The 19,813-nt window shown below is 70.6% G+C and carries 19 protein-coding genes; 4 read left to right on the top strand and 15 right to left on the bottom strand.

Features of this window, described 5'->3' with window-relative positions; translation table 11 throughout:
• Positions 1-12: 12 nt before the first annotated feature.
• Positions 13-1,875 carry a glutamine--fructose-6-phosphate transaminase (isomerizing) gene (gene glmS, locus ABZU76_RS32095; RefSeq protein ID WP_354876007.1) on the bottom strand — a complete coding sequence of 621 codons (1,863 nt, stop codon included), beginning with the start codon at positions 1,873-1,875 and terminating at the stop codon, positions 13-15.
• 400 nt (positions 1,876-2,275) lie between these two features.
• Between glmS and ABZU76_RS32090 the strand changes: the two genes are divergently transcribed.
• Positions 2,276-2,860 (top strand): dihydrofolate reductase family protein, encoded by a 585-nt coding sequence (locus tag ABZU76_RS32090; RefSeq protein WP_354876005.1) that lies wholly within the window; start codon positions 2,276-2,278, stop codon positions 2,858-2,860.
• 56 nt (positions 2,861-2,916) lie between these two features.
• Entirely contained in the window at positions 2,917-3,747 is an 831-nt protein-coding gene (locus ABZU76_RS32085) for an alpha/beta hydrolase (RefSeq protein ID WP_220246123.1), read from the top strand.
• A gap of 388 nt (positions 3,748-4,135) precedes the next feature.
• On the opposite strand, the gene ABZU76_RS32080 is transcribed toward ABZU76_RS32085, so the two are convergent.
• The 9 genes from ABZU76_RS32080 to rplM all read right to left on the bottom strand — a co-directional run bounded on the left by ABZU76_RS32080 (position 4,136) and on the right by rplM (position 12,608).
• Complete coding sequence (locus tag ABZU76_RS32080; protein ID WP_354876003.1) at positions 4,136-4,507, bottom strand: hypothetical protein; 372 nt, start codon at positions 4,505-4,507, stop codon at positions 4,136-4,138.
• Positions 4,508-4,627: 120 nt separating this feature from the next.
• Positions 4,628-6,025, bottom strand: a complete 1,398-nt coding sequence (locus ABZU76_RS32075) for a hypothetical protein (RefSeq protein ID WP_354876001.1) — start codon at positions 6,023-6,025, stop codon at positions 4,628-4,630.
• On the bottom strand, positions 6,022-6,321 hold the full coding sequence (locus tag ABZU76_RS32070) for a hypothetical protein (RefSeq protein WP_354875999.1): 300 nt from the start codon (positions 6,319-6,321) through the stop codon (positions 6,022-6,024). Before ABZU76_RS32070 ends, ABZU76_RS32075 begins: the two co-directional genes overlap by 4 nt.
• A 122-nt stretch (positions 6,322-6,443) precedes the next feature.
• Positions 6,444-8,765, bottom strand: coding sequence for a hypothetical protein (locus tag ABZU76_RS32065; protein ID WP_354875997.1), 2,322 nt, complete (start codon positions 8,763-8,765; stop codon positions 6,444-6,446).
• 2 nt (positions 8,766-8,767) lie between these two features.
• On the bottom strand, positions 8,768-9,025 hold the full coding sequence (locus ABZU76_RS32060) for a hypothetical protein (RefSeq protein WP_354875995.1): 258 nt from the start codon (positions 9,023-9,025) through the stop codon (positions 8,768-8,770).
• A gap of 91 nt (positions 9,026-9,116) precedes the next feature.
• Positions 9,117-9,566, bottom strand: a complete 450-nt coding sequence (locus ABZU76_RS32055) for a hypothetical protein (RefSeq protein ID WP_354875993.1) — start codon at positions 9,564-9,566, stop codon at positions 9,117-9,119.
• An 86-nt stretch (positions 9,567-9,652) separates the two neighbouring features.
• The gene (gene glmM, locus ABZU76_RS32050; protein ID WP_354875991.1) at positions 9,653-10,990 is read right to left on the bottom strand and encodes a phosphoglucosamine mutase; all 1,338 of its coding nucleotides are present in this window, start codon (positions 10,988-10,990) and stop codon (positions 9,653-9,655) included.
• Between the two features lie 605 nt (positions 10,991-11,595).
• Positions 11,596-12,141 (bottom strand): 30S ribosomal protein S9, encoded by a 546-nt coding sequence (rpsI, locus tag ABZU76_RS32045; protein ID WP_220246115.1) that lies wholly within the window; start codon positions 12,139-12,141, stop codon positions 11,596-11,598.
• Between the two features lie 14 nt (positions 12,142-12,155).
• The gene (gene rplM / locus ABZU76_RS32040) at positions 12,156-12,608 is read right to left on the bottom strand and encodes a 50S ribosomal protein L13 (RefSeq protein ID WP_220246114.1); all 453 of its coding nucleotides are present in this window, start codon (positions 12,606-12,608) and stop codon (positions 12,156-12,158) included.
• A 267-nt stretch (positions 12,609-12,875) separates the two neighbouring features.
• On the opposite strand from rplM, the gene ABZU76_RS32035 reads away from it, so the two are divergent.
• Entirely contained in the window at positions 12,876-13,766 is an 891-nt protein-coding gene (locus tag ABZU76_RS32035; RefSeq protein ID WP_354875988.1) for a hypothetical protein, read from the top strand.
• A gap of 22 nt (positions 13,767-13,788) precedes the next feature.
• Entirely contained in the window at positions 13,789-14,601 is an 813-nt protein-coding gene (locus ABZU76_RS32030) for a DUF4333 domain-containing protein (RefSeq protein ID WP_354875986.1), read from the top strand.
• Positions 14,602-14,737: 136 nt separating this feature from the next.
• Here ABZU76_RS32030 and ABZU76_RS32025 read toward each other — a convergent pair whose 3' ends face one another.
• The 5 genes from ABZU76_RS32025 to eccCb form a co-directional block, all read right to left on the bottom strand.
• Complete coding sequence (locus tag ABZU76_RS32025; RefSeq protein ID WP_354875984.1) at positions 14,738-15,022, bottom strand: WXG100 family type VII secretion target; 285 nt, start codon at positions 15,020-15,022, stop codon at positions 14,738-14,740.
• A 58-nt stretch (positions 15,023-15,080) separates the two neighbouring features.
• Positions 15,081-15,404: a WXG100 family type VII secretion target gene (locus ABZU76_RS32020; protein WP_220246110.1), complete on the bottom strand. Its 324-nt coding sequence runs from the start codon at positions 15,402-15,404 to the stop codon at positions 15,081-15,083.
• 243 nt (positions 15,405-15,647) lie between these two features.
• The gene (locus ABZU76_RS32015; RefSeq protein WP_220246109.1) at positions 15,648-16,013 is read right to left on the bottom strand and encodes a hypothetical protein; all 366 of its coding nucleotides are present in this window, start codon (positions 16,011-16,013) and stop codon (positions 15,648-15,650) included.
• Positions 16,014-16,023: 10 nt separating this feature from the next.
• Complete coding sequence (locus ABZU76_RS32010; protein WP_354875982.1) at positions 16,024-18,048, bottom strand: type VII secretion-associated protein; 2,025 nt, start codon at positions 18,046-18,048, stop codon at positions 16,024-16,026.
• Positions 18,049-18,106: 58 nt separating this feature from the next.
• Positions 18,107-19,813: type VII secretion protein EccCb (gene eccCb / locus ABZU76_RS32005; RefSeq protein ID WP_354875980.1), on the bottom strand; the 1,707-nt coding region annotated here is incomplete at its 5' end.

Below are 19,813 nucleotides of genomic sequence, written 5' to 3'. Positions count from 1 at the left end.
GGGCCCTCCGCATTACTCGACGGTCACGGACTTCGCCAGGTTACGCGGCTTGTCGACGTCGTACCCGCGGGCGCGGGCGATCTCCGCGGCCAGCACCTGCAGCGGCACGGTGGACACCAGCGGCTGCAGCAGCGTCGGCACGGCGGGGATCTCGATCAGCTCGTCGGCGAACGGCCGCACCGCCTCGTCGCCCTCCTCGGCGATCACGATGGTGCGGGCGCCGCGGGCCTGGATCTCGCTGATGTTGGACACCAGCTTCGAGTGCAGCACCGCGCGACCCTTGGGCGAGGGCATGACCACGACGATCGGCAGGCCTTCCTCGACCAGCGCGATCGGGCCGTGCTTGAGCTCGCCGGCGGCGAAGCCCTCGGCGTGCATGTAGGCGAGCTCCTTGAGCTTCAGCGCGCCCTCCAGCGCGACCGGGAACCCGACGTGGCGGCCGAGGAACAGCACCGCCTTGGAGTCGGCGATCCGGCGGCCGAGGTCCCTGACCTGGTCCACAGTGGACAGCACCTTCTGCACGGCGGCCGGCATGGCCTCCAGCTCGGCGAACTCGCGGGCGACCTCGTCGGGGTACTTCGTGCCGCGCGCCTGCGCGAGCGCCAGGCCCACGAGGTAGTTGGCGGCGATCTGCGCGAGGAACGCCTTCGTCGACGCGACCCCGATCTCGGGGCCGGCGTGCGTGTAGAGCACGGCGTCGGACTCGCGGGGGATCTGGGCGCCGTTGGTGTTGCAGACGGCGAGCACGCGGGCCTTCTGCTCGCGGGCGTGGCGGACGGCTTCCAGCGTGTCGGCCGTCTCCCCGGACTGCGAGACCGCGACGACGAGCGTGTCGCGGTCGAGCACCGGGTCGCGGTAGCGGAACTCGCTGGCGAGCTCGACCTCGACCGGCAGGCGCGTCCAGTGCTCGATGGCGTACTTGGCGACCAGGCCCGAGTGGTAGGCGGAACCGCAGGCGACGACGAAGACCTTGTCGACGTCACGCAGGTCCTGGTCGGAGATGCGCTGCTCGTCGAGGATGATGCGGCCGGCCTCGAAGTGGCCGCGCAGGGTGTTGGCGAGCGCTTCGGGCTGCTCGTCGATCTCCTTGAGCATGAAGTACTCGTGGCCGCCCTTCTCGGCGGCGCTGAGGTCCCAGTCGACGGTGAACGGCTTGGCCTGCGCGGCGTCGCCGTGGAAGTCGGTGACCTCGTAGCCGTCGCGGGTGATGACGACCAGCTGGTCCTGCCCCAGCTCCACGGCCTCGCGCGTGTGCTCGATGAACGCGGCGACGTCGGACGCGACGAAGTGCTCGCCCTCCCCGACCCCGACCACCAGTGGCGAGGACCGGCGAGCGGCCACGATGGTGTCCGGCTGATCGGCGTGCGTCACGACCAGCGTGAACGCGCCCTCCAGCCGCCGGCACACAGCCGCGACGCTGGCGGCGAAGTCGCCTTGCGTGTCACCGCCGTTGTACGCCCGGGCCACCAGGTGCGCGGCGGTCTCGGTGTCGGTGTCGCTCGCCATCTCGACGCCGTCGGCCTCGAGCTCCGCACGCAGGGCGGCGAAGTTCTCGATGATGCCGTTGTGCACCACGGCGACCTTTTTCGAGGCGTCCTGGTGCGGGTGCGAGTTCCGATCCACGGGCGCGCCGTGCGTCGCCCAGCGGGTGTGGCCCATGCCGGCAGTGCCGGTGAAGCCGTCCCTGCCCACGGTGTCGAGCTGCGCCTCCAGGTTGGCGAGCCGCCCTGCCTTGCGCTCGACCCTCAGCGCGCCGGCGCCGTCGAGCACCGCCACCCCGGCCGAGTCGTAGCCGCGGTACTCCATCCGCCGCAGGCCACCGAGGACCACATCCAGCGCCGGCCGGTGTCCGACATATCCCACGATTCCACACACGCGAACAAGCCTAACGAGGGATGTCCAGTCCCCTACTCCGGTACCTTCCCGAGGCTTTTCAACCCACCTGACCAGGGGAGATCGAGCGGTGACGGTGAGGAGTGGGGTGGGTTGGTTTGGACCCCTGATCGGTGGGGATCTGGGGTTTTTCGGGGCTGGGGAGGGGGTGAGTTGTGGGGCTTTGGGTGGGTGCTTCGGGTGGGGGTGGCCGTTCGCCCCTATCGGATGCTGGTGGGGAAGTCGGCTGCTGAGCCGGCACGGCAGGTGAGCTTGGGCGGGCGCACTCGGCGCGCGAGCCGAGTTGCCCACAGGTGGGGCGAGATGTGGACAACTCCGCGCCCGGCGGATGTCGAATCAGGCGATTCCCGCTCGTGTAGAGGGCAAAACGAGAGGAGAAACCATGCGTTCCCTCAGCGTCACCATGAACGTCACCCTCGACGGGGTCGTGCAGGGCCTCGGGCGGCCGGACGAGGACACGCGCGGCGGGTTCCGGCACGGGGGCTGGGGCACGAAGTTCCAGGACGAGGTCCTCGGCCGCGAGATGGCCAGGCGTATGAGCCGGCCCGGCGACATGCTGTTCGGGCGCCGGACGTGGGAGGACTTCATCGGCGTGTGGGCGGGGCGCGACGACGGCAACCCGTTCACCGCGCACCTCGACGCCGCCACCAAGTACGTGGCCTCGACCACCCTCGGCAGCGCCGGCGCGTGGCAGAACTCGATCCTCCTGCCCGGCGACGCGACGAAGACGGTCGCCGAGCTGAAGGCCGAGCCAGGGAACGACCTGGCGATCGTCGGCAGCGCGGCGCTCGTGCGCAGCCTGCACGCGGCCGGGCTGGTCGACCGCTACACGCTGGTCATCCACCCGCTCACCCTCGGCGTCGGCGCGCGGCTGTTCGAGGGCCCGGCGCCGCTGACCGAGTTCAAGCTCACTCGCAGCGTCGCGACCACGAAGGGCGTGCTCATCGCGTACTACGAGCGCGCGTGACCTGGCCCGGAGCGGCGGGCGGGCCGGGCCCGGGTGCGGGCAGTAAGGTCACGCGCATGGCCAGCAAGCCCAAGCAACTGCTCGCGGAGCTGTCACACCCGGGGCCCCACGAGGTCCTGCGCGGCAACCTGGCCCTGGTCGGGCTGCCGGGGGTCGTGTTCACGCCCCGCCAGGGACTGGGGCTGCCGGCCATCGCGTTCGGGCACGGGTGGCTGCAGCCCGCGTCGCGGTACCGGCACCTGCTGCACCACCTCGCGAGCTGGGGCGTGGTCGCCGCCGCGCCCGCGACGCAGGGCGGGCCGCTGCCGTCGTACCGCCTGCTGGCCAGCGACCTGCTGACGACGCTCGACGTGGTGACCACCGTCCGCCTCGGTCCCGACGGCATCAGCGTCGACCCAGCCAAGCTTGGCCTCGCCGGCCACTCCACCGGCGGCGGGTCCGCCGTCCTCGCCGCCGCCCAGGCCGCCGCGGCCGACGACTCGGTGCGCCCGCGCATCCGCGCCGTCGCGACGATCACCGCCGCCCAGACCCTCCCCTCCGCCTCGGCGGCCGCCCAGCTCATCACCGCCCCCGGCCTGCACCTCGCGGCGGAGGATGACCTGGTCGCGCCGGCCGTGGGCCATGCGGAGGCCATTGCTACGGCGTGGGCTGGGCCCGTTCAGCTGCGCACGTTGGGGAAGTCCTCGCACCTCGGCGTGACCGAAGGACGGCACTGGAGCCAGCTCCTGCTCCACGGCAAACCGCACCGGCGTACGCAGCAGCTGACTCGGGCGTTGTTCACGGCGTTTTTCCTGACGCACCTGACGGGTACGGAGCGGTACCTGCCGCTGCTGGACGCGGATGTTAAGCGGGCGCCGATCGAGCTGACGGAAGAGCCGGCTGCCTGACGGTCTGTGACCGGGGTTGGGGTGAAGGGGCCTTCATCGCTTCTGCCGGGCCGCTCCTGGGCTGGGTGCCCGAGGTTGGCCGCTCGCGAAAGGACCTCTCGGCGACCCGCCGCTGGACGAAGGGACCCGCCGCGCACTTGCCACGGTATTGAGTGGACCGGCGCCGGGTCGAGGGTTGGCTGTCGTTGATCGGGCCGGTGCGGGCCAAGCTGGGTCGCGCTGCCTCTCCCGTCGCGAAGGGACCGGTCGCGAACCCGAGGCTGCGTGAAGGGGACATTCATCACGCCAACCAGGGCTGCGGGGTCTCGCGGAGGCGGCGGGTTAGGGCGTGTGGCGCTGAGAAGGCCTGAAGGGACCCTTCACGCCTTCACGCGGCGACCGAATGGGGTCAGTCGACCATCCAGGTGTTGTTCGAGAAGTCGTGGTCGTCGAAGCGGCCGGGGCGGGTGGGGTGGCCCGGGGTTGGCGGGGCGGGCTCGTCGGGCTGCGGGTCGGCGGGCGGGGTGAGGTCGATGGTGTGCGTGCGGTCGGTCATGGTCTTTTCGGTGAGCCAGCCGCCGGCTTCGCGGTGGCGGCGCTGGAGGTCCTGGGCGCGGGTGAGGTAGCGGCCGTGGGTGGCGGCGTCGCGGTGAAGGGACTCGGTGGCGGCGGACGTGGCCGAGGTGACGTGGCGGTCGCGGAGCGCGCGTTGTTCCTGGTGTTCGCGGGTGGCGGCGTCCTGGGCCGCGCGCGCGGCACCGAGTCGGTCGGCGGCGGTCAAGGTCGGTTCCGCCGTCCCGTGACCTGGTCGACAGCGCTCGTGCTTTGTTGGGCAACGGGGTTCACGACCCGACGTCCGGCGGGCTGAGCGGCGGCGGTCAAGCTGCGTGGGGCGGGCGGGTCAGCGGCGGTCAACGCCGGGCCCCTCGTCGAGGGAGCCGCTGATGCGGCCGGCCGAGGCGCGGGTGTCGAAGACGTCCGTGCCGAGGCGGGCGGCCGTGCGTGTTTGGTCGCCGGGGGCGGCGCCGAGGCCGCTCGGGCCGGGGAAGGGCAGGGCGCCGAAGCCGTTCATGCCGTCGGGGAGGGAGTCGGGGTTGGGACCGAGGGGGTCGAAGGTGACGTCGCCGCCGGGGGCCGTGCCGAGTTCCGCGGAGGGGTGCTGGTCCTGGGGCGGGTCGACGATGTGGGCGCCGAGGTCGGACAGGGAGGCCGAGGCCGTGGTGCTGTCGTCCGGGACGTTCAGGTCACCCGAGGTCGAGCCTGACGACGGGTCGAAGTCGGCCGGGATCACGGGGAGACCAAAGGCGGGGGTCGGTGAGTCCGCGGAAGGGTCAAGGGCGGGAGTCAGTGAGCCCACTGGAATGCCATGGGCGGGGGTTGACGAGTCCACGGACGGGCCGAGGCCAGGAGTCGGTGAGCTCACGGGGAGGCCGAGGGCGGGAGTCGGTGAGTCAGCGGGGAGACCCAGGGTCGGAGTGGGGGAATCCACCGAAGTGTCCACTGTGGACGTCCCAGCCGGAACAGCCAGGAATCCCGCCAAGACACGGAAGTGACCGTCGATGGTGGAGGTGGCCGTCGCGCACAGACCCTGGAACGCGGCGTAGCGGCTGCTGAACTCGGTCGCGAAAGGACCGTTGAGCCATTGGCGGGCGGCGCGGGTGGCGTAATCGTTGTCACCGGGCTCGCAGTCGCGTAGGCGGTTGTGGAGGTCGTTGCCGGGGCTGGCGGAGTCGAGCCACTGGGCGAGGTCGAGCAGCTCGTTCTTCGAGACGGCGCCGCCTTGGGCCACCGCGGCAACCCGTTGCGCCACCGGCAAAGGAGCGCCCGCGATCGAGTCGGTGCGGAGTTTCAGCGCTTCGTCCACTTTGGTCTTCAGGGCGGTGAAGACGTGGGTCATCGTCTCGGGGATGAGCTGGGCGGCTCCGGCGAGGTGGTCGAGCAAGGCGTCGGGGTGGAGGCGACGATAGGCGCTTTGAGCGGCCGTCGCGGCGGGGCTTTGCCAGTCGCGGAAGAGGGTGGTGGTGGCGGTGGTGGCGTCGGCGTGGGTGGAGTCGAGGGTCTCGCGCGTGTGGGCCAGTGCGTCGGCGTCGGCGAGGAACTTGCGGAAGTCGAGGCCGGCGCTGTCCTGGAACTTGTCCCGGATGTCCTTGTCCACGTCGATCTTCGTGGCCGCGAACGCGTTCCAGACCGAGGCCCACTGCGCGAAGAAATCCAGCGCCGGCGCGGCGAGCGCGAGCACATTGTCGGAGGTCGCCACCCCGACGCCACCGGGCTCGGGGCCACGCAGCGCGCCGGTCATCGGTTCGCCGTGTTCCGCGCGGTGTCGACGTGCTCGCCCTCGATGGACGCGTACCGCCCCGCCGCCACGTCGACGCTGCTGCCGAACGACGCGAGCTCACCGGCGTAAGCCTGGACGGCACCACCCAGCGCGGCGAACCCGTTGCGGTACGCGGCAAACGCCCCGCCGTGCCCGCGCCCGAAATCCGCCTCGACGACCTGCGACGCCACCCCGGACACCCGCCCGGCCGCGGCCTCGAGCGCGCCCTTCGCGGCGCGCATCGCCTCCGCGTCCGCCCGGTGGCTGCCCTCCGGCATGGCCACCCCCTCACTCCGCCGACCCGCACCCACTCCGACGCACGCCGGCGGCGCCCGGTGCCACTTTGCGTGCACCGAAAATCTAGCGAGTCAGAAGGCCCGAGTCGACAAAGACAAAGAGCTCAGTCCTCGTCGTCGAGTAGCGAGCCGCTGATCCGGCGGCCGCTCGGCGTCGACTCGAACAGGCCGGACCGGTATGGGTTCGCCCCGCGCTCCTGGTCACCGCCTGTGTTGCCGAGCCCACCACCGCCCATCATGCCGCCGCCGCCCATCATGGCCATGGGCTGTCCTTGCTGGTCGGTCGTGGTCGGGGCCGTGCCGAGGTCGCCGGAGGTCGGAGCAGTGGCTCCACCGCCGCCCTGCCAGTCGGCCGGTTCGGAGGTCTGGCCGAGACCGTCGTCGAACCCAGGGCCGAGGCCGCTGTGGCTGTCGGTGGGATCGGTGAGCGACTGAGCGGTCGTCGAGTCGTCCACGCTCGGCTGATCGGCCGACGCCGCCGTCGCATCGACCGTATCGGCCGGCATCCCGACGTCCGGCGAAGCGTGGTGACGACCGGTCGGCGCCCCGGCGTCGGTCGCGTCGTGGGCGGCGGAGTGATCGACGGCACCGGAGTGATCGACGGGGCCGGTCTGGTCCAATGCGCCGTGACTGACCGGGGTGGCGTGGTCGATCGGGCCGGTCTGGTCCGGCACGCCGGCGTGCTGAGCCGCCGCGGGCTGCGCGAGGTTCCCGGCGGGCTGGCCGTCCGCAGTAGCGGGGTGGAGGTCGCCGTCGTCGCCGAGGGTGTACTTCGTCGGCTGGCCGGAACCGTCGTCGACGGTCACCACCGTGGGACCGTCCGCACCGTCCGGCCGTTCGGCGGTGATCTTGAGGTTGCCGTCGTCGATGTGGATCTTGCCGTCGGGGCCTGGCTGGAAGACCTGGCCCGAGGTCGCGGTGCCGTCGGCCGCGGTGGGCGCGCCGTCGGGCTGCGGAGCCTGGTGACGACCAGCGTCAGGCTGGCCCGACGCGTCCTGCGCACCGTCGTGCCCCTGTGGGCCGAAGTCGGCGTCGCTGCCCTGGCTTGGCGCGGGCTCGTCGCCGAAATCGAGCTGGTACTGCTTCTCCTGCCCGGTCCCGTCGTCGACGGTGATGCCCATCTTCCCGTCGTCATCGGGCTCGGTCATGGAGATCTTGTTGTCGCCCTGCTTGACGGTCACCGTCTCGGGTTCCGTCGCGTCGGACTTGATCGCTTCGCCGGTCTTCGGGTCGATCGGGTACGGCTGCCCCGTCGCCGGGTCCACCTCGAGCGGCTGGTGGGTGACAGGGTTGAGGTTCGGATCCGCAGCCGCCGGCGGTGTGACCGCGGGGGTCGGCTGCGGCGCCGCGGCGGACGGCGCGGTCATCCCGCCCCCACCACCCGACGACGGTCCGCCCGAGCCGCTGCTGTGCCCGCCCGAGCTGCTGGTCTTGGTGCCACCACCGGTGCCCGGCGACGCGCCGAGGTGCAGCGAGCCGAACGGGTCCGTCGGTACGTTCAGACCATCCGAGAACGCCCGCAACGCGTTGGTCGCGGCGGTGTGCGCGTTGCGGATCGCCTGGCGGAAGGTGGTCATGGCATCGGAGTACTGCGCGCTGTACTCGTCCATCTGCCTGATGAGGTCGTTCGACCACTTCGAGTCGAAATGAACATCCAGGTCGACGGACATGTTGCGCAGGTCTTGGGGCGCGATCGGCCCGGTGCCGTCCTCTTGGCTCTTCGCAACCTCGGAGGTGCTGCGGTTATCGCCCCAGACCGTCGCGATGTCCCACTGCACATTGGTGTTCTGTCGGCCCCATTTGATGGCGTCGTCGAGCCGGTCGATGAACATCGACAAGCCATCGCAGTCATCGGGGTTGTGCGCATCCACAAAGATCTTCGGCGCCTGGCCCGGCGCATCCGGCAGCTTCGCCAAGTCGACGATCGGCGGCCGGACCGTGTGCCACAGGTTCTGCAGCAACTGGCTGAACCCGTTGACCGTGCCGCCGTAGTCGCCGAGCGACTTGTTCAGGTCATCCATCTTCTCAGCGGCGGAGTCCGCGGCCTTGCCTTGCCAAGCTGCGGACAGATCCTGCTTGACCTGGCCGCTCGCGTCCTGCGCCGCCTTCGCAGCCTTGCCGAGGTTTGCCGCTCGGCCCTGCGCGCCCCAGAAATAGCCGAAGCCGAAGCCGCCCAGCTCGCCGAGCAGCCGGTTCTCCTCGTCACCTTGCCCATACGGTGCGGCGAACTGGATCGCGAGGTTCCGCGACGGGTGCCCGATCCACCGCGTGTAGAGACCGCCGAGCTTGCCGGTCATCTTGTCGTGGAAGCCGGTGAGCGACTTCAGCATGTTGTCGGACGTGTCGTCCAGGTGGACGTCAGCCGGGGGCTGCAGCGGGGCGATGATGGTGTCGCCGAGACGGCCAGTGGCAGGAGGTGGAGTCACGGTCAGGCCTCCCTGCCCGCGTCGGTGATGCCCCAGGTGCTCTCCTGCTCGTTCTCCGAGTGCACGGTGGCCGATTGGTTGAGTCGCGTCGCGTAATCCTTGACGAACGCGCCGCCCTTCGTGGCGGAGTCGCCGAGTGCCTGGGCCTTGGCGACGTACGCGCCGGCCGCTTCGGAGAGGCCGGGGATCTTGCCGAAGTGAGCGGGTGTCAGCTGCGACTGCGCGGTGTAGGTCTTCATCTCGTCGAACGACGTCGCCATCGAGGACACCTCGTTCGCAACGTTCTTAACCTGATCCGGTTCGATGTTGAATCCGGCCAACGCACTTCTCCCCTCGTGCGGAACAGCTGCCTCAGTGGTCGTCGACCCAGTTCGTGGCCGAGAAGTCGTCGTCGACCTCCGACGCGCGGTGCCGTGCGGCCGGGCGGGCCGGGGCCTGTGGAGCCACCGGCGCCGCGGGTGGCCGGAAGGCGGGCACCACCGGCTGCGGCGGCGCTTCCACCGCGGCCTCGTCCTCGAACTGGAAGATCGCGCCGTCTTCGGCCGCCTCCGCCGCCTGTATGGCGGCCAGTTCCGCTTCCTTCGACGTGGCGGGATCGCTCTCGGTTCCGGCGGCCTCACGCTCCGCGCGCAGCTGCTCGCTGCGGGCGCGGTTCTCCTCGACGAGCTTGGCGAACTCCGCCTGACGCGTCTCGTCGTCGGCGAGTGCGCGCTCGTGATCGGCCCGGTACTGGGCCCTGGCCTCCTCCATCGCCACCAGGCTCCTGGTGAACTGAGGACTCAGCCCCTCCTGCCCGTCCATCCCACTCCCCCGTCGGTCCGCACTGCATGCGGAATGTACCTCCGGGGTCACCGAGGGCGCAGGGCGTTCACCAAATCCGGGACGAATCAGGAGACCGCGGACACCACGCCGGCCAGCCGATCCGCCGCCGCCTGGGCCGTGGAGTGGGCCGGGGCCTCGACCATGACGCGGACGAGCTGTTCGGTGCCCGAGGGGCGCAGGAGGACGCGGCCCTCTTCACCGAGTTCGGCTTCGACCTCGCCGACGGCGTCGCGGACTTCGGAGGAGCCCGCGACGGCCGCCTTGTCCGCGACGGGGACGTTGACGAGGACCTGGGGCAGGCGGTTCATCACGGACGCCAGCTCGGCGAGCTTCTTGCCGGTGGCGGCCATGCGGGACATGAGGCGCAGGGCGGTCAGCAGGCCGTCGCCGGTGGTGGCGTGGGCGGGCAGGACCACGTGGCCCGACTGTTCGCCGCCGAGGGCGAGGCCGGAGGCGCGCAGCTCTTCGAGCACGTAGCGGTCGCCGACGGAGGTGGTGACGACCGTGATGCCATGGGCCTTCATCGCGAGGTGCAGGCCCAGGTTGCTCATCACGGTGGCGACGAGCGTGTCCTTCACCAGCTCGCCGTCCTCGGCCAGCGCGAGGGCCAGCACGGCCATGATCTGGTCGCCGTCCACGAGCTCGCCCGAGGCGTCGACGGCGACGCAGCGGTCGGCGTCGCCGTCGTGGGCGATGCCCAGGTCGGCGCCGTGCTCGACGACGGCGGCGCGGAGCAGGTCGGGGTGGTTCGAACCGCAGTGCTCGTTGATGTTGATGCCGTCGGGCTCCGCGTGGAGGGCGACGACCTCGGCGCCGGCGCGGCGGTAAGCCTCGGGGGCGGCGACGGCGGACGCACCGTTGGCGCAGTCCACCACGACCTTCAGTCCGTCGAGGCGGTGCGGCGTGGCCGAGACCAGGTGGGCGAGGTACAGGTCGAGCGCGTCGGAGGCGTCGGACACGCGGCCGACGCCCGAGCCTGTCGGGCGGACGACGTCGGCGCCGCCGAGGCCGGCTTCGATCTCGTCCTCGATGCTGTCGGGGAGCTTGTGCCCACCCGCGGCGAAGAGCTTGATGCCGTTGTCCGGCATGGGGTTGTGCGAAGCCGAGATCATCACGCCCAGATCAGCCTCCAGCGCACCCACGAGGTACGCGACGGCGGGCGTCGGCAGCACGCCCAGGCGCAGCACGTCGGCGCCGGCGGACGCGAGGCCCGCCACCACGGCGGCCTCCAGCATCTCGCCACTGGCGCGCGGGTCGCGGCCGACCACAGCCACCGGGCGGTGCGAACGGTCGTGCGCGGCGAGCACACGCGCGGCGCTGGCCGCGAGCGAAAGCGCCAGCTCGGGGGTCAGCTCGGCGTTGGCCAGGCCTCGTACCCCGTCGGTGCCGAACAGTCGGGCCATCTCCACGACCTCCTAGGTCCAATAGACCACGACAACCTAGCGGCGGCTACGACCCGGCGGCCCCTGCCCCCACCCCAGGAATGTCGCGGACCGCGCGCGAAATGCATCACTGTGGGGCAGATGGGACGCATGAGGTCCCAGAGAACACGTTCAGACAGCACTCGGAAAGCACGAGAGCGCCCATCCGATGGACGGATGGGCGCTCCCGAGGTTGCCTCTCACGAGGCCAAGCACTTCAACCCCCGCACGACCGCGAGGTAAGCCCGCGAAGCACCAGGGCCCACCCCACGAATGACGTACGTCGCCCGCTCCAGCCCACGACTGCGTGAGCCACGGGGGTCCAGGGGCTCGCCCTGGCTGGGGCTTGGGGGTCCGACCCCCAAATGGTCCGCGAAGTGAGCCCGGCGAAGCGCCACCAGGCGCGAGCAGGACCACCCACGAACGCAGCCGGGGGCTTGGGGGTTCGACCCCCAAATGGTCCGCGGAGTGAGCCCAGCGACGCGCCACTGGCGCGAGCAGAGCCCACCCACGAACGCAGTGATCGCGGAGGGAGTCCGGCGAAGCGCCTCAAGGCGCTGAGCAGGACTCGCCCCACGACCGCAACATCAGCGCTTCGAGTACTGCGGAGCCTTACGGGCCTTCTTGAGGCCGTACTTCTTCCGCTCCGTGGCGCGCGCGTCACGGGTCAGGAAGCCGGCCTTCTTGAGGGCCGGGCGGTCATCGGCGTCGACCTCGACCAGCGCGCGGGCGATGGCGAGGCGCAGAGCGCCGGCCTGGCCCGAGATGCCGCCGCCGTGGAGGTTGGCGAAGATGTCGAACGAGTCCGGCTTGTCGACCGTGACCAGGGGCTCACGGATGAGCTGCTGGTGCACCTTGTTCGGGAAGTACTCCGCGAGGGTGCGGCCGTTGAGCTTGAACTCACCGGTACCGGGGACGACGCGGACGCGGACCACGGCTTCCTTGCGACGGCCGACGGTCTGGGCGTTGCCACCCGCGGCACGCGACGGACGCGGGGCGGCCGGCGACTCGCTGGTGGCGACAGCGCCGTCGACCGCGGGGGTCTCGGGAGCGGGGGTCTCGACCGCGGGGGTCTCCGACGTGGCGACAACGGCCTCGTCGGCCACAGGAGCCTCGGTCTCGGTGCTGGTCACAGACTGTTCCTCACTCACTGCGCGACCTGCGCGATCTTGGTGATCTCGCGCGCCTGCGGCTGCTGCGCGGCGTGCGGGTGCTGCGGGCCGGCGTACACCTTCAGCTTCTTGGCCATGGCGCGGCCGAGCTTGTTCTTCGGCAGCATGCCCTTCACGACCTTTTCGACAAGGTGCTCGGGCTTGGTGTCGAGCAGCTCGCCGAAGGAACGCTTGCGCAGACCGCCGGGGTAGCCACTGTGGCGGTACGCGAACTTCTGGTCGCGCTTGTTACCGGTGAGCGCGACCTTCTCGGCGTTGACGATGACGACGAAGTCGCCGGTGTCCACGTGCGGGGCATAAGTCGGCTTGTGCTTGCCGCGCAGCAGCGTGGCGACCTCGGTCGCGAGCCGGCCGAGCACGACATCCTCGGCGTCGATCACGTGCCAGGCACGAGTGACGTCGCCGGGCTTGGGGCTGTACGTGGGCAAGGGTCTACCTCGTCGTCAACATTGCGTGTGGGTTCTGTGCGGGCCTAGCGCTGACGCGCCGCAACGCACAACGACATATAAAGATACGCCTCTGCTTACGTGACCCGTGCAGCGGGGGGTGCCCGCCGGTCGAGACCCCCGAAACCGGGCACCTCGGACCGCGTCGATGATTGTACCGGCCGACGTCGCCGAACCACCCACGCGGGTCCGCGCGACCCGTCAAGATGAGACGATCCGCGCGGACAGCCGAACACCCGGGGGAAAGCGATGACGAAACGGGCAAGCCAGGTGGCGCTCGCGCTGGGCGCCGTGCTGGTGCTCGCGACCGCGTGCGGGCAGGCCCGCGCCGGCACCGCGCTGCCCAACGGCGACCAGGCCTCGGCCTACGTCGGCGCCAAGTTCGAGAAGGCGATGTCGAAGCTGGAGAACTCCATCCTCGACGCGCGCGACGTCACCAACTCCGCCGACGCCTACTTCAAGTTCGACGACAAGTGGATCCACAGCGTGATCACCTCGGCCCGCACCGGCAGCCCCGAGAGTCGCGTGGTCCACAACCGGTCGCAGAAGAACCCCGACGAGATCATCGACACGTTCACCCCCGCCGACGGGACGCTCGAGTACGTCTACCTCGGCCCCACGTACAAGTCGCTCGAGCCGACGGCGTGGGTGTCGATGCCGAAGCCCGAGGCCGGGCTGATCCAGCCGTGCGCGTGGGGCGGTGTGCTCACGGCCTGCAAGATGGCCAATGCCGTGGACGACTCGTACAACGCCGACAAGAAGGCCGTACGCGGCGCGAAGAGCGCGGCCGACGGCTCGGCGGAGCTGACCGTCAACGTCCCCTTCTCACAGTTCCTCGACAAGCGCGTGGAACTGCTGCCCGACTCGCTGCTCAAAGAGGTGGGGCCGCAGCTGAACAAGTCCGTGATCCCCACCACGATCAAGCTCAAGCCGGACGGTTCGCTCGCCGAGTTCGTGATGGCCGCCAAGTTCTCCGGCGACGGCCATGACATCGAGCTCAACTACGACTTCCGCTTCACCGGCAAGGCGACCGCGCAGGACCTGCCGAAGCTGCCGGACGCGAGCCAGATCACCGCACTGCCCGACGACGCCGCGAAGCAGGACTTCTACAACCGGCTCGCCCAGCTGCAGGGCAACTGATGAGCACCCGAGGTGACCTCCGATGACCCAGCCGCCCGAGCAGCCCCGGCAACCACAGCAGTGGTGGCAGCCGCCCACGGCGCCCGCGTCCGGCGGTCCTGGTGGGCAGGAAGCCCAGTACCCCGGCCAGTGGCAGCAGGGCCCGATGCAGCAGGGTGCAGCGCAGCAGGGTGCGTGGCAGCAGCCGCAAAACCCGCAGCAGCAAAACCCGTGGTCGCAGGGAACACCGGCGCAGTACCCGAACACCGGCGGACAGCCGTACGCCAACCCCCAGCAGTACGCGAACCCCGCGGCGCAGCCGCAGCCCGGCGCCGCCCCGCAGCAGTACCCGGCGAGTGGTCCGCAGCAGTACGCGAACCCGGCGAGCGGACCGCAACAGCAGCCCTACCCCACCGGACAGCAGGCACAGCACGTGCCGGGCGTGCCGCCGCAGCAGCAGGGCGCGGCGTTCGGCGGCGGGTTCCAGCCGACGACGTACGGCGGGCTCGGCGCGTTCTCAGCCGAAGCCGTGAAGAAGGCCCCGCGCTCGAAGCGGCCGTGGGTGATCGCCGGCGCGGCCGTGGCCGTGGTGATCATCGGCGGCGGCGCGGCGTGGCTGCTCGGCGCCTTCCAAGGGGACACGCTCGACCAGAAGTCGTTGCAGGACGGCGTTTCCCGCGTGCTCGCCGAGAACTACGGCGAGCCCGACGTGAAGAACGTGGCCTGCCCATCGGGTGAGTCCACGCAGAACGGCACCACCTTCGACTGCACGCTGCAGCTCGGCGGGCAGCCGCGAAAGGTCACGGTGCGGGTGCTCAACGACAAGCCCGAGTACGAGGTCGGCGCGCCGCACTGAGCGCCAGGGGACCCGCCGCCCCAGTCCACAACGGACGCGGCGAATCCCCTTGCTCCGCACACGACTGCGCCACAACGAAAACGGCGGGCCCGCACCGAAGTGCGGAGCCCGCCGTGGTTTCGTCAGAACCCGAGAATCAGAAGAGGTTCTCGACGTCCTTGTCGGTCTTGGTGTAACCGTCGGCGATCTCCGGCAGCGCGATGGCGATCTGCGCCAGCAGCTGGGTGAGGTCGTTGAAGCTGTTGTCCCAGTCGGCCTGGGCCTTCAGGTAGTTGTCCTTGGCCGAACCGGTCCAGGTGTTCGTGAGCTTGCTCAGGTCTTCCTTGAGCCGGTCGAACGAGGACTTCAGGTCCTTGGTGGTCGAGTTGCAGTCGTCAGCCGCCCGGTGGATCGTGGCCGGGTCAACGAGGATGCGTGCCATGTCGTACTCCTGTCAAAGTCGGGGTGTGGAATGGATGAACTGAACGTTGCCGCTCGGCTCAGCCGAGGACGCCGAAGCCCTTGTTGAAGCTGCTCACGATTTCGTTCTGCTCGGCTTCAGTGCGCTGGTACTTGGAGCCGGCTTCCTGCAGCAGGTCCGCAATGCGCTGGAGCGACTGGTTCAGCTTCTTGCCCGACTCGTCGAAGCGCTGCATGACGTTGTTGAACGCCTGAGCCGCTTCGCCGTCCCAGCCCGCGCGGGTCGCTTCGATCTCACCCTGCAGGGTGGAAAGCCGCTGGTCCATCGCGACGCGAACGTCGGTGACCTGGTTCTCAGCGTTGGTGAACTCTTCCGGAGTTCCTTCAAAGCCGCCAGCCGCCATGGGAACTACCCCCTTCATCTGATTGTCGTGCGTACCGGCGTCCTGTTTCCGCCGTACACCCCTACGACGAAGACAGTGCCAGGTTCGGTTCACCCTTGGTGCGAGATTTCCCAAGTAGTTGCTTGCGTGAACGCCACCCGGGGGAACCGACGCCGCCGAGCCGAGCGCGACGCCGCCGCGAAAAGTCGCAAAACCCTTGGCCTACTGGGCAATTAGCACACGCACAGCCGGGATGAACCAGTTTCACGGTTCCCGGCTCATGATTCGCAACTGCGAAAAGTCCTCTTCGTCATCACTCGTTCGTGCGGCCGGCGAGGGAACTTCGGGCTCGGACCGGACCAATTCGGCCTCCGTCGGCAGGTGCGGCATCGGCAGCCCGCACGCCGCGCGGAACCGGGCGGCGGCACCGCGCAGCACCCGCGGAGTCGGTTCAACCGCGCCGCCGCCCGCGAGCCGGTGGCGGGCGTAGGCCTTCATCAGTTCCCGGTTGTCCTCGCGGTGGCGGACGTTGCGGGCGAGCGCGGTGCCGGCGACCCGGCGCGCGTGCGTGACCGCGTCCTGCCCCGCTCGCGTGAAAGCCGCCGCGGCGGACTCGGGTTCCGACGGCACGGGCACTCCTTCAGCTGGTGATCTTCAGCGTCGACACGATCTGCTCGCAGGCCGTGTCGACGCGTTGCCGCAACGCGGGGGCTTCGTACTGGCACCCCACGTGCACCCGGATCTTCCCTTGCACCACCACGTACCAGTTCACGGTGAGCTGGTCGCTCTTGCGCTGGTGGTACCCGATCACGGTGCGGCCACCGTACGTCAGGTCCGGATCGAAGGCGCTGTAGTTCGGGTCCCTGGCCGCCTGCGCTTGCAAAGATTTCACGAGTTGCGCGCGGTCGACCGTCGCGTCGTAGTCCATCACGAACTCCTGGGCGACCACGAGGTCGTTGCCGGCCGACGCGTCCTGCGGGTGCAGGATCACCTGGCGCTCGGCGACCTGGTCGGAGGTCTGGACCCAGTCCTGGGGCGCGCTGACGCTGAAGTCGTACTGGACGAACGTCTTGCCCGGCAGCGCCGCCGGGTCGTCACCGCCCCGGTTGACCACGAACAGCACCACCGCGGCGACGACCACGACCACCGCCACGACCGCGCCGATCCCCCACAGCCGCTTCCGGCCGGCGCTCTTGCCGGTGGCGCTGGTCTCCGGCGGCCACGGCTGTCCCGGCGGGCGGCCTGGACCACCCGGACGCGCCGAACTTGGAGCAGGTCCAGCGAAGCCTCGGCCCGGCGTCGGCCGGACGGCCGGGGTCGGCCCGGACAACGGCTGGGGCACCGCCGGGGGCGCTGATTGCGGCCTCGGCTGAACCCGCGGTGCAGCGGGCCGAGACAAAAGCTCGGTGCGGCCGTCGCCCTCGGGCAGCTCGCCGGGCCGCACGACGTCGGTGCGCTGCTCGACCGGCGGAACGCCACCGAGGGCACCGGCCCGGCGCCCCACCGAAGCGCCGGGCAGTGCGCCCGTGCGGTCGGGGTCCACGAGCACCGCCCGCAGCGCACCGCGCGCCACCACCGTCTCCGGCTGGTCGAGGCTCGTGGGCACCACGCCGGTGCGCTCGTGGACCAGGCGGGAGATCATCGGGATCCGGCTCGAGCCGCCGACGAGGAAGATCGCGGTGAGCTGCTTGGGCCGCAACCCGGCGTCGGCGATCGCCGCGCTGGTCAGCTCCACCGTGCGCCCGAGCGGCGCCGCGATGAGCTTCTCGAGGTCCTCGCGCGTCACGTGCGCGTCGGCGAACGGCGGCGGCATCGGCACGTCGGTGTACGTGTGGCGCGACAGCGTCTCCTTCGCGCCGCGCACGTCCTGGCGCAACACGCGGCGGCGCCGCCGGTCGGCCAGCTCGCGGCCCGTGGCCAGCTGCTGCCACGCGTCCGGATCGGCCCCTGACACCAGCGAGCCGATGTGCTCCAGCAGGGCCTGGTCGATGTCCGCCCCGCCGAAGCTCGGATCGCCGCGGGTGGCGAGCACCTGGAAGCCACCACGAGCGCCCGGCCCACGCCCGGCTTCGGGCAGCCGCCGCACGACGCTGACGTCGACCGTGCCGCCCCCGAGATCGAGCACCGCGAGCGCGTCGCCGGGCCGTCCGCTGAACTCCACGGTCCGCCCGTCCGGCTGCGCGACGGGGGTGAAGGTGGCCGCGTGGTACACGGCCGCGGCCACCGGTTCGGGCACCAGCGCGACCTCGCGCGCCAGCCGGCCCGCGGCCTGCCGCAGCAGACGGGTGCGGATCGCACCCCAGTCGGCGGGGTGCGTGAGCACGAGGAGGTCGACCTCGGCGTCGCCCGCGATGCGGCGCGCCTCGGCCACCGCCCGGCCCAGTACGGCGTGGACGACGTCGGTGACCCGCAGCACGGAGTCGCCGAGCAGCAGGTCACCCTCGTCGATGCGCCGCTTCGGGTTCGGTTCGTAGCGCGACGGGTCAACGGCCGCCTGCCGCTCGGCCTCCTGGCCGACGAACAGCGTGCCGTCGGCGGCCGCGAAGACCGCCGACGACATCAACGGCTGGCCGTCGATCACCACAACCTGCGGCTCGCGGCCGTTGACGGAGGCGACGACGCAGGTGCTGGTGGTTCCGAAGTCCACCGCGACCCGCACCGTCACCCGTCACTCCTGCCGTCGCCCAGGCGCCGGCCGCGCACGCCGCGGCCGGCCACCGAAATCAGTCGGGCTGGATCCACGAGACCTGCACGAGCTGCCTGCCGTTCTTGCGGCTGAGCATCACGCCCCGGCCCGGCGGCATCGCGGCGGGCCGGATGTTGCCGATCAGCACGCCCTCGTCCTTCGAGCCGTTCATGACCATGCCCGGCGCCGCGATCTCCTTGAGCTTGCCGATGACCGGGTCGTAGGAGGCCCTCGACGCACCACCGGTGCGGCGCACGATGATCAGGTGCAGGCCGACGTCCTTCGCCTGGGCGAGGAAGTCCGCCAGCGGCTTGAGCGGGTTGGACGTCTGCGTGGCCACCAGGTCGTAGTCGTCGACCAGGATGAACAGCTCCGGCCCGGTCCACCACGACCGGTTGCGCAGCTGGTCCTGCGTGACGTCCGGGCCCGGCAGGCGCCGGGTCATCGACCCGTGCACGTCCTGGACCATGCTGTCGAGCTGGTTCGACGACACGGCGTACCCGAGCAGCGAGTCGCCCTCGAGGAAGCCGAGCATCGTGCGCCGGTAGTCGACCAGGAGGATCACGCCCTCCTGCGGCGAGTACCGCTCGGCGATCCCGCGGCCGATCTGGCGCAGCAGGTTCGTCTTGCCCGACTCGCCGTCGGCGAACGCGAAGAAGTGCGGCTCGGCGTCGAAGTCGAGGTAGACCGGAGCGAGGTTGTCCTCGTTGACGCCGAAGGGCACCAGCTTCGTGTTGCGGTTGGCGTCGATCTTGAGGACTTCGTCGTAGGTGATCATCTCCGGCAGCAGGCGGACCTGCGGCGCGGAGCGGCCACGCCAGGCGCCGCGGATCTTCGCGACGGCGTCGGCCACACCCGCGGCCAGCGACTCGGCGTCGCTGGAGCCGTCGATGCGCGGCAGCCCCGTGAGCATCTGCAGCTTTTCGCGGGTCAGACCACGGCCGGGGCGGCCGGCCGGCACGTTGACCGCGACGCGGCGGTCGATGTCCGACTCGGTCGGGTCACCGAGGCGCAGCTCGAACCGGGTGCCCAGCATGTCCTTGATCGCCGGACGCAGGTCGGCCCACCGGTTGGCCGAGATGACCACGTGGATGCCGTAGGACAGACCCTGCTGGGCCAGTCGCGTGATCGACGCCTCGAGCTCGTCGAAGTCGTCGCGGATGGCACGCCAGTTGTCCACGATCAGGAACGCGTCGCCGAACGGGTCCTGCTCGGCGGAGATCTCGCCGCGGCGCTTGCGGTTGCGGAACTCGGTCATCGAGTCGATGCCCAGCGCGCCGAACCGGCCTTCGCGCTCGGTCATGAGCGTGGTCAGCTCGGCCACGATCCGGCGGGCCTTGTCAGGCTCGCGCCGGGCCACGGCCACGCCACCGACGTGCGGCAGATCGGCAAGACCGGCGAGCGTGCCACCACCGAGGTCGAGGCAGTAGAACTGCACCTCATCGGGCGTGTGGGTGAGCGCCATCGACATGATCAGCGTACGGAGCATGGTCGACTTGCCGGCCTGCGGACCACCGGCGATCACCGCGTGACCGGCCGCACCGGAGAAATCGGCCCACAGCAGGTCACGCCGCTGCTCGAACGGCCGGTCGACGATGCCCAGCGGCACCTGCAGCCGGCCGTTGCCGAAGAACCCGACCGGGGACAGACCGCGGTCGTCGGTGGGGTTGAGGTTCGGCAGCATCGTGTCGAGCGAGTTCGACTCGTCCAACGGCGGCAGCCACACCTCGTGCGCGGGCGGGCC

Source organism: Amycolatopsis sp. NPDC005232 (assembly GCF_040607795.1).
In the GTDB taxonomy this organism is placed as follows: domain Bacteria; phylum Actinomycetota; class Actinomycetes; order Mycobacteriales; family Pseudonocardiaceae; genus Amycolatopsis.
Note: the sequence above shows the minus strand (reverse complement) of the source record. Positions and strands in the feature narration are given on the sequence as shown.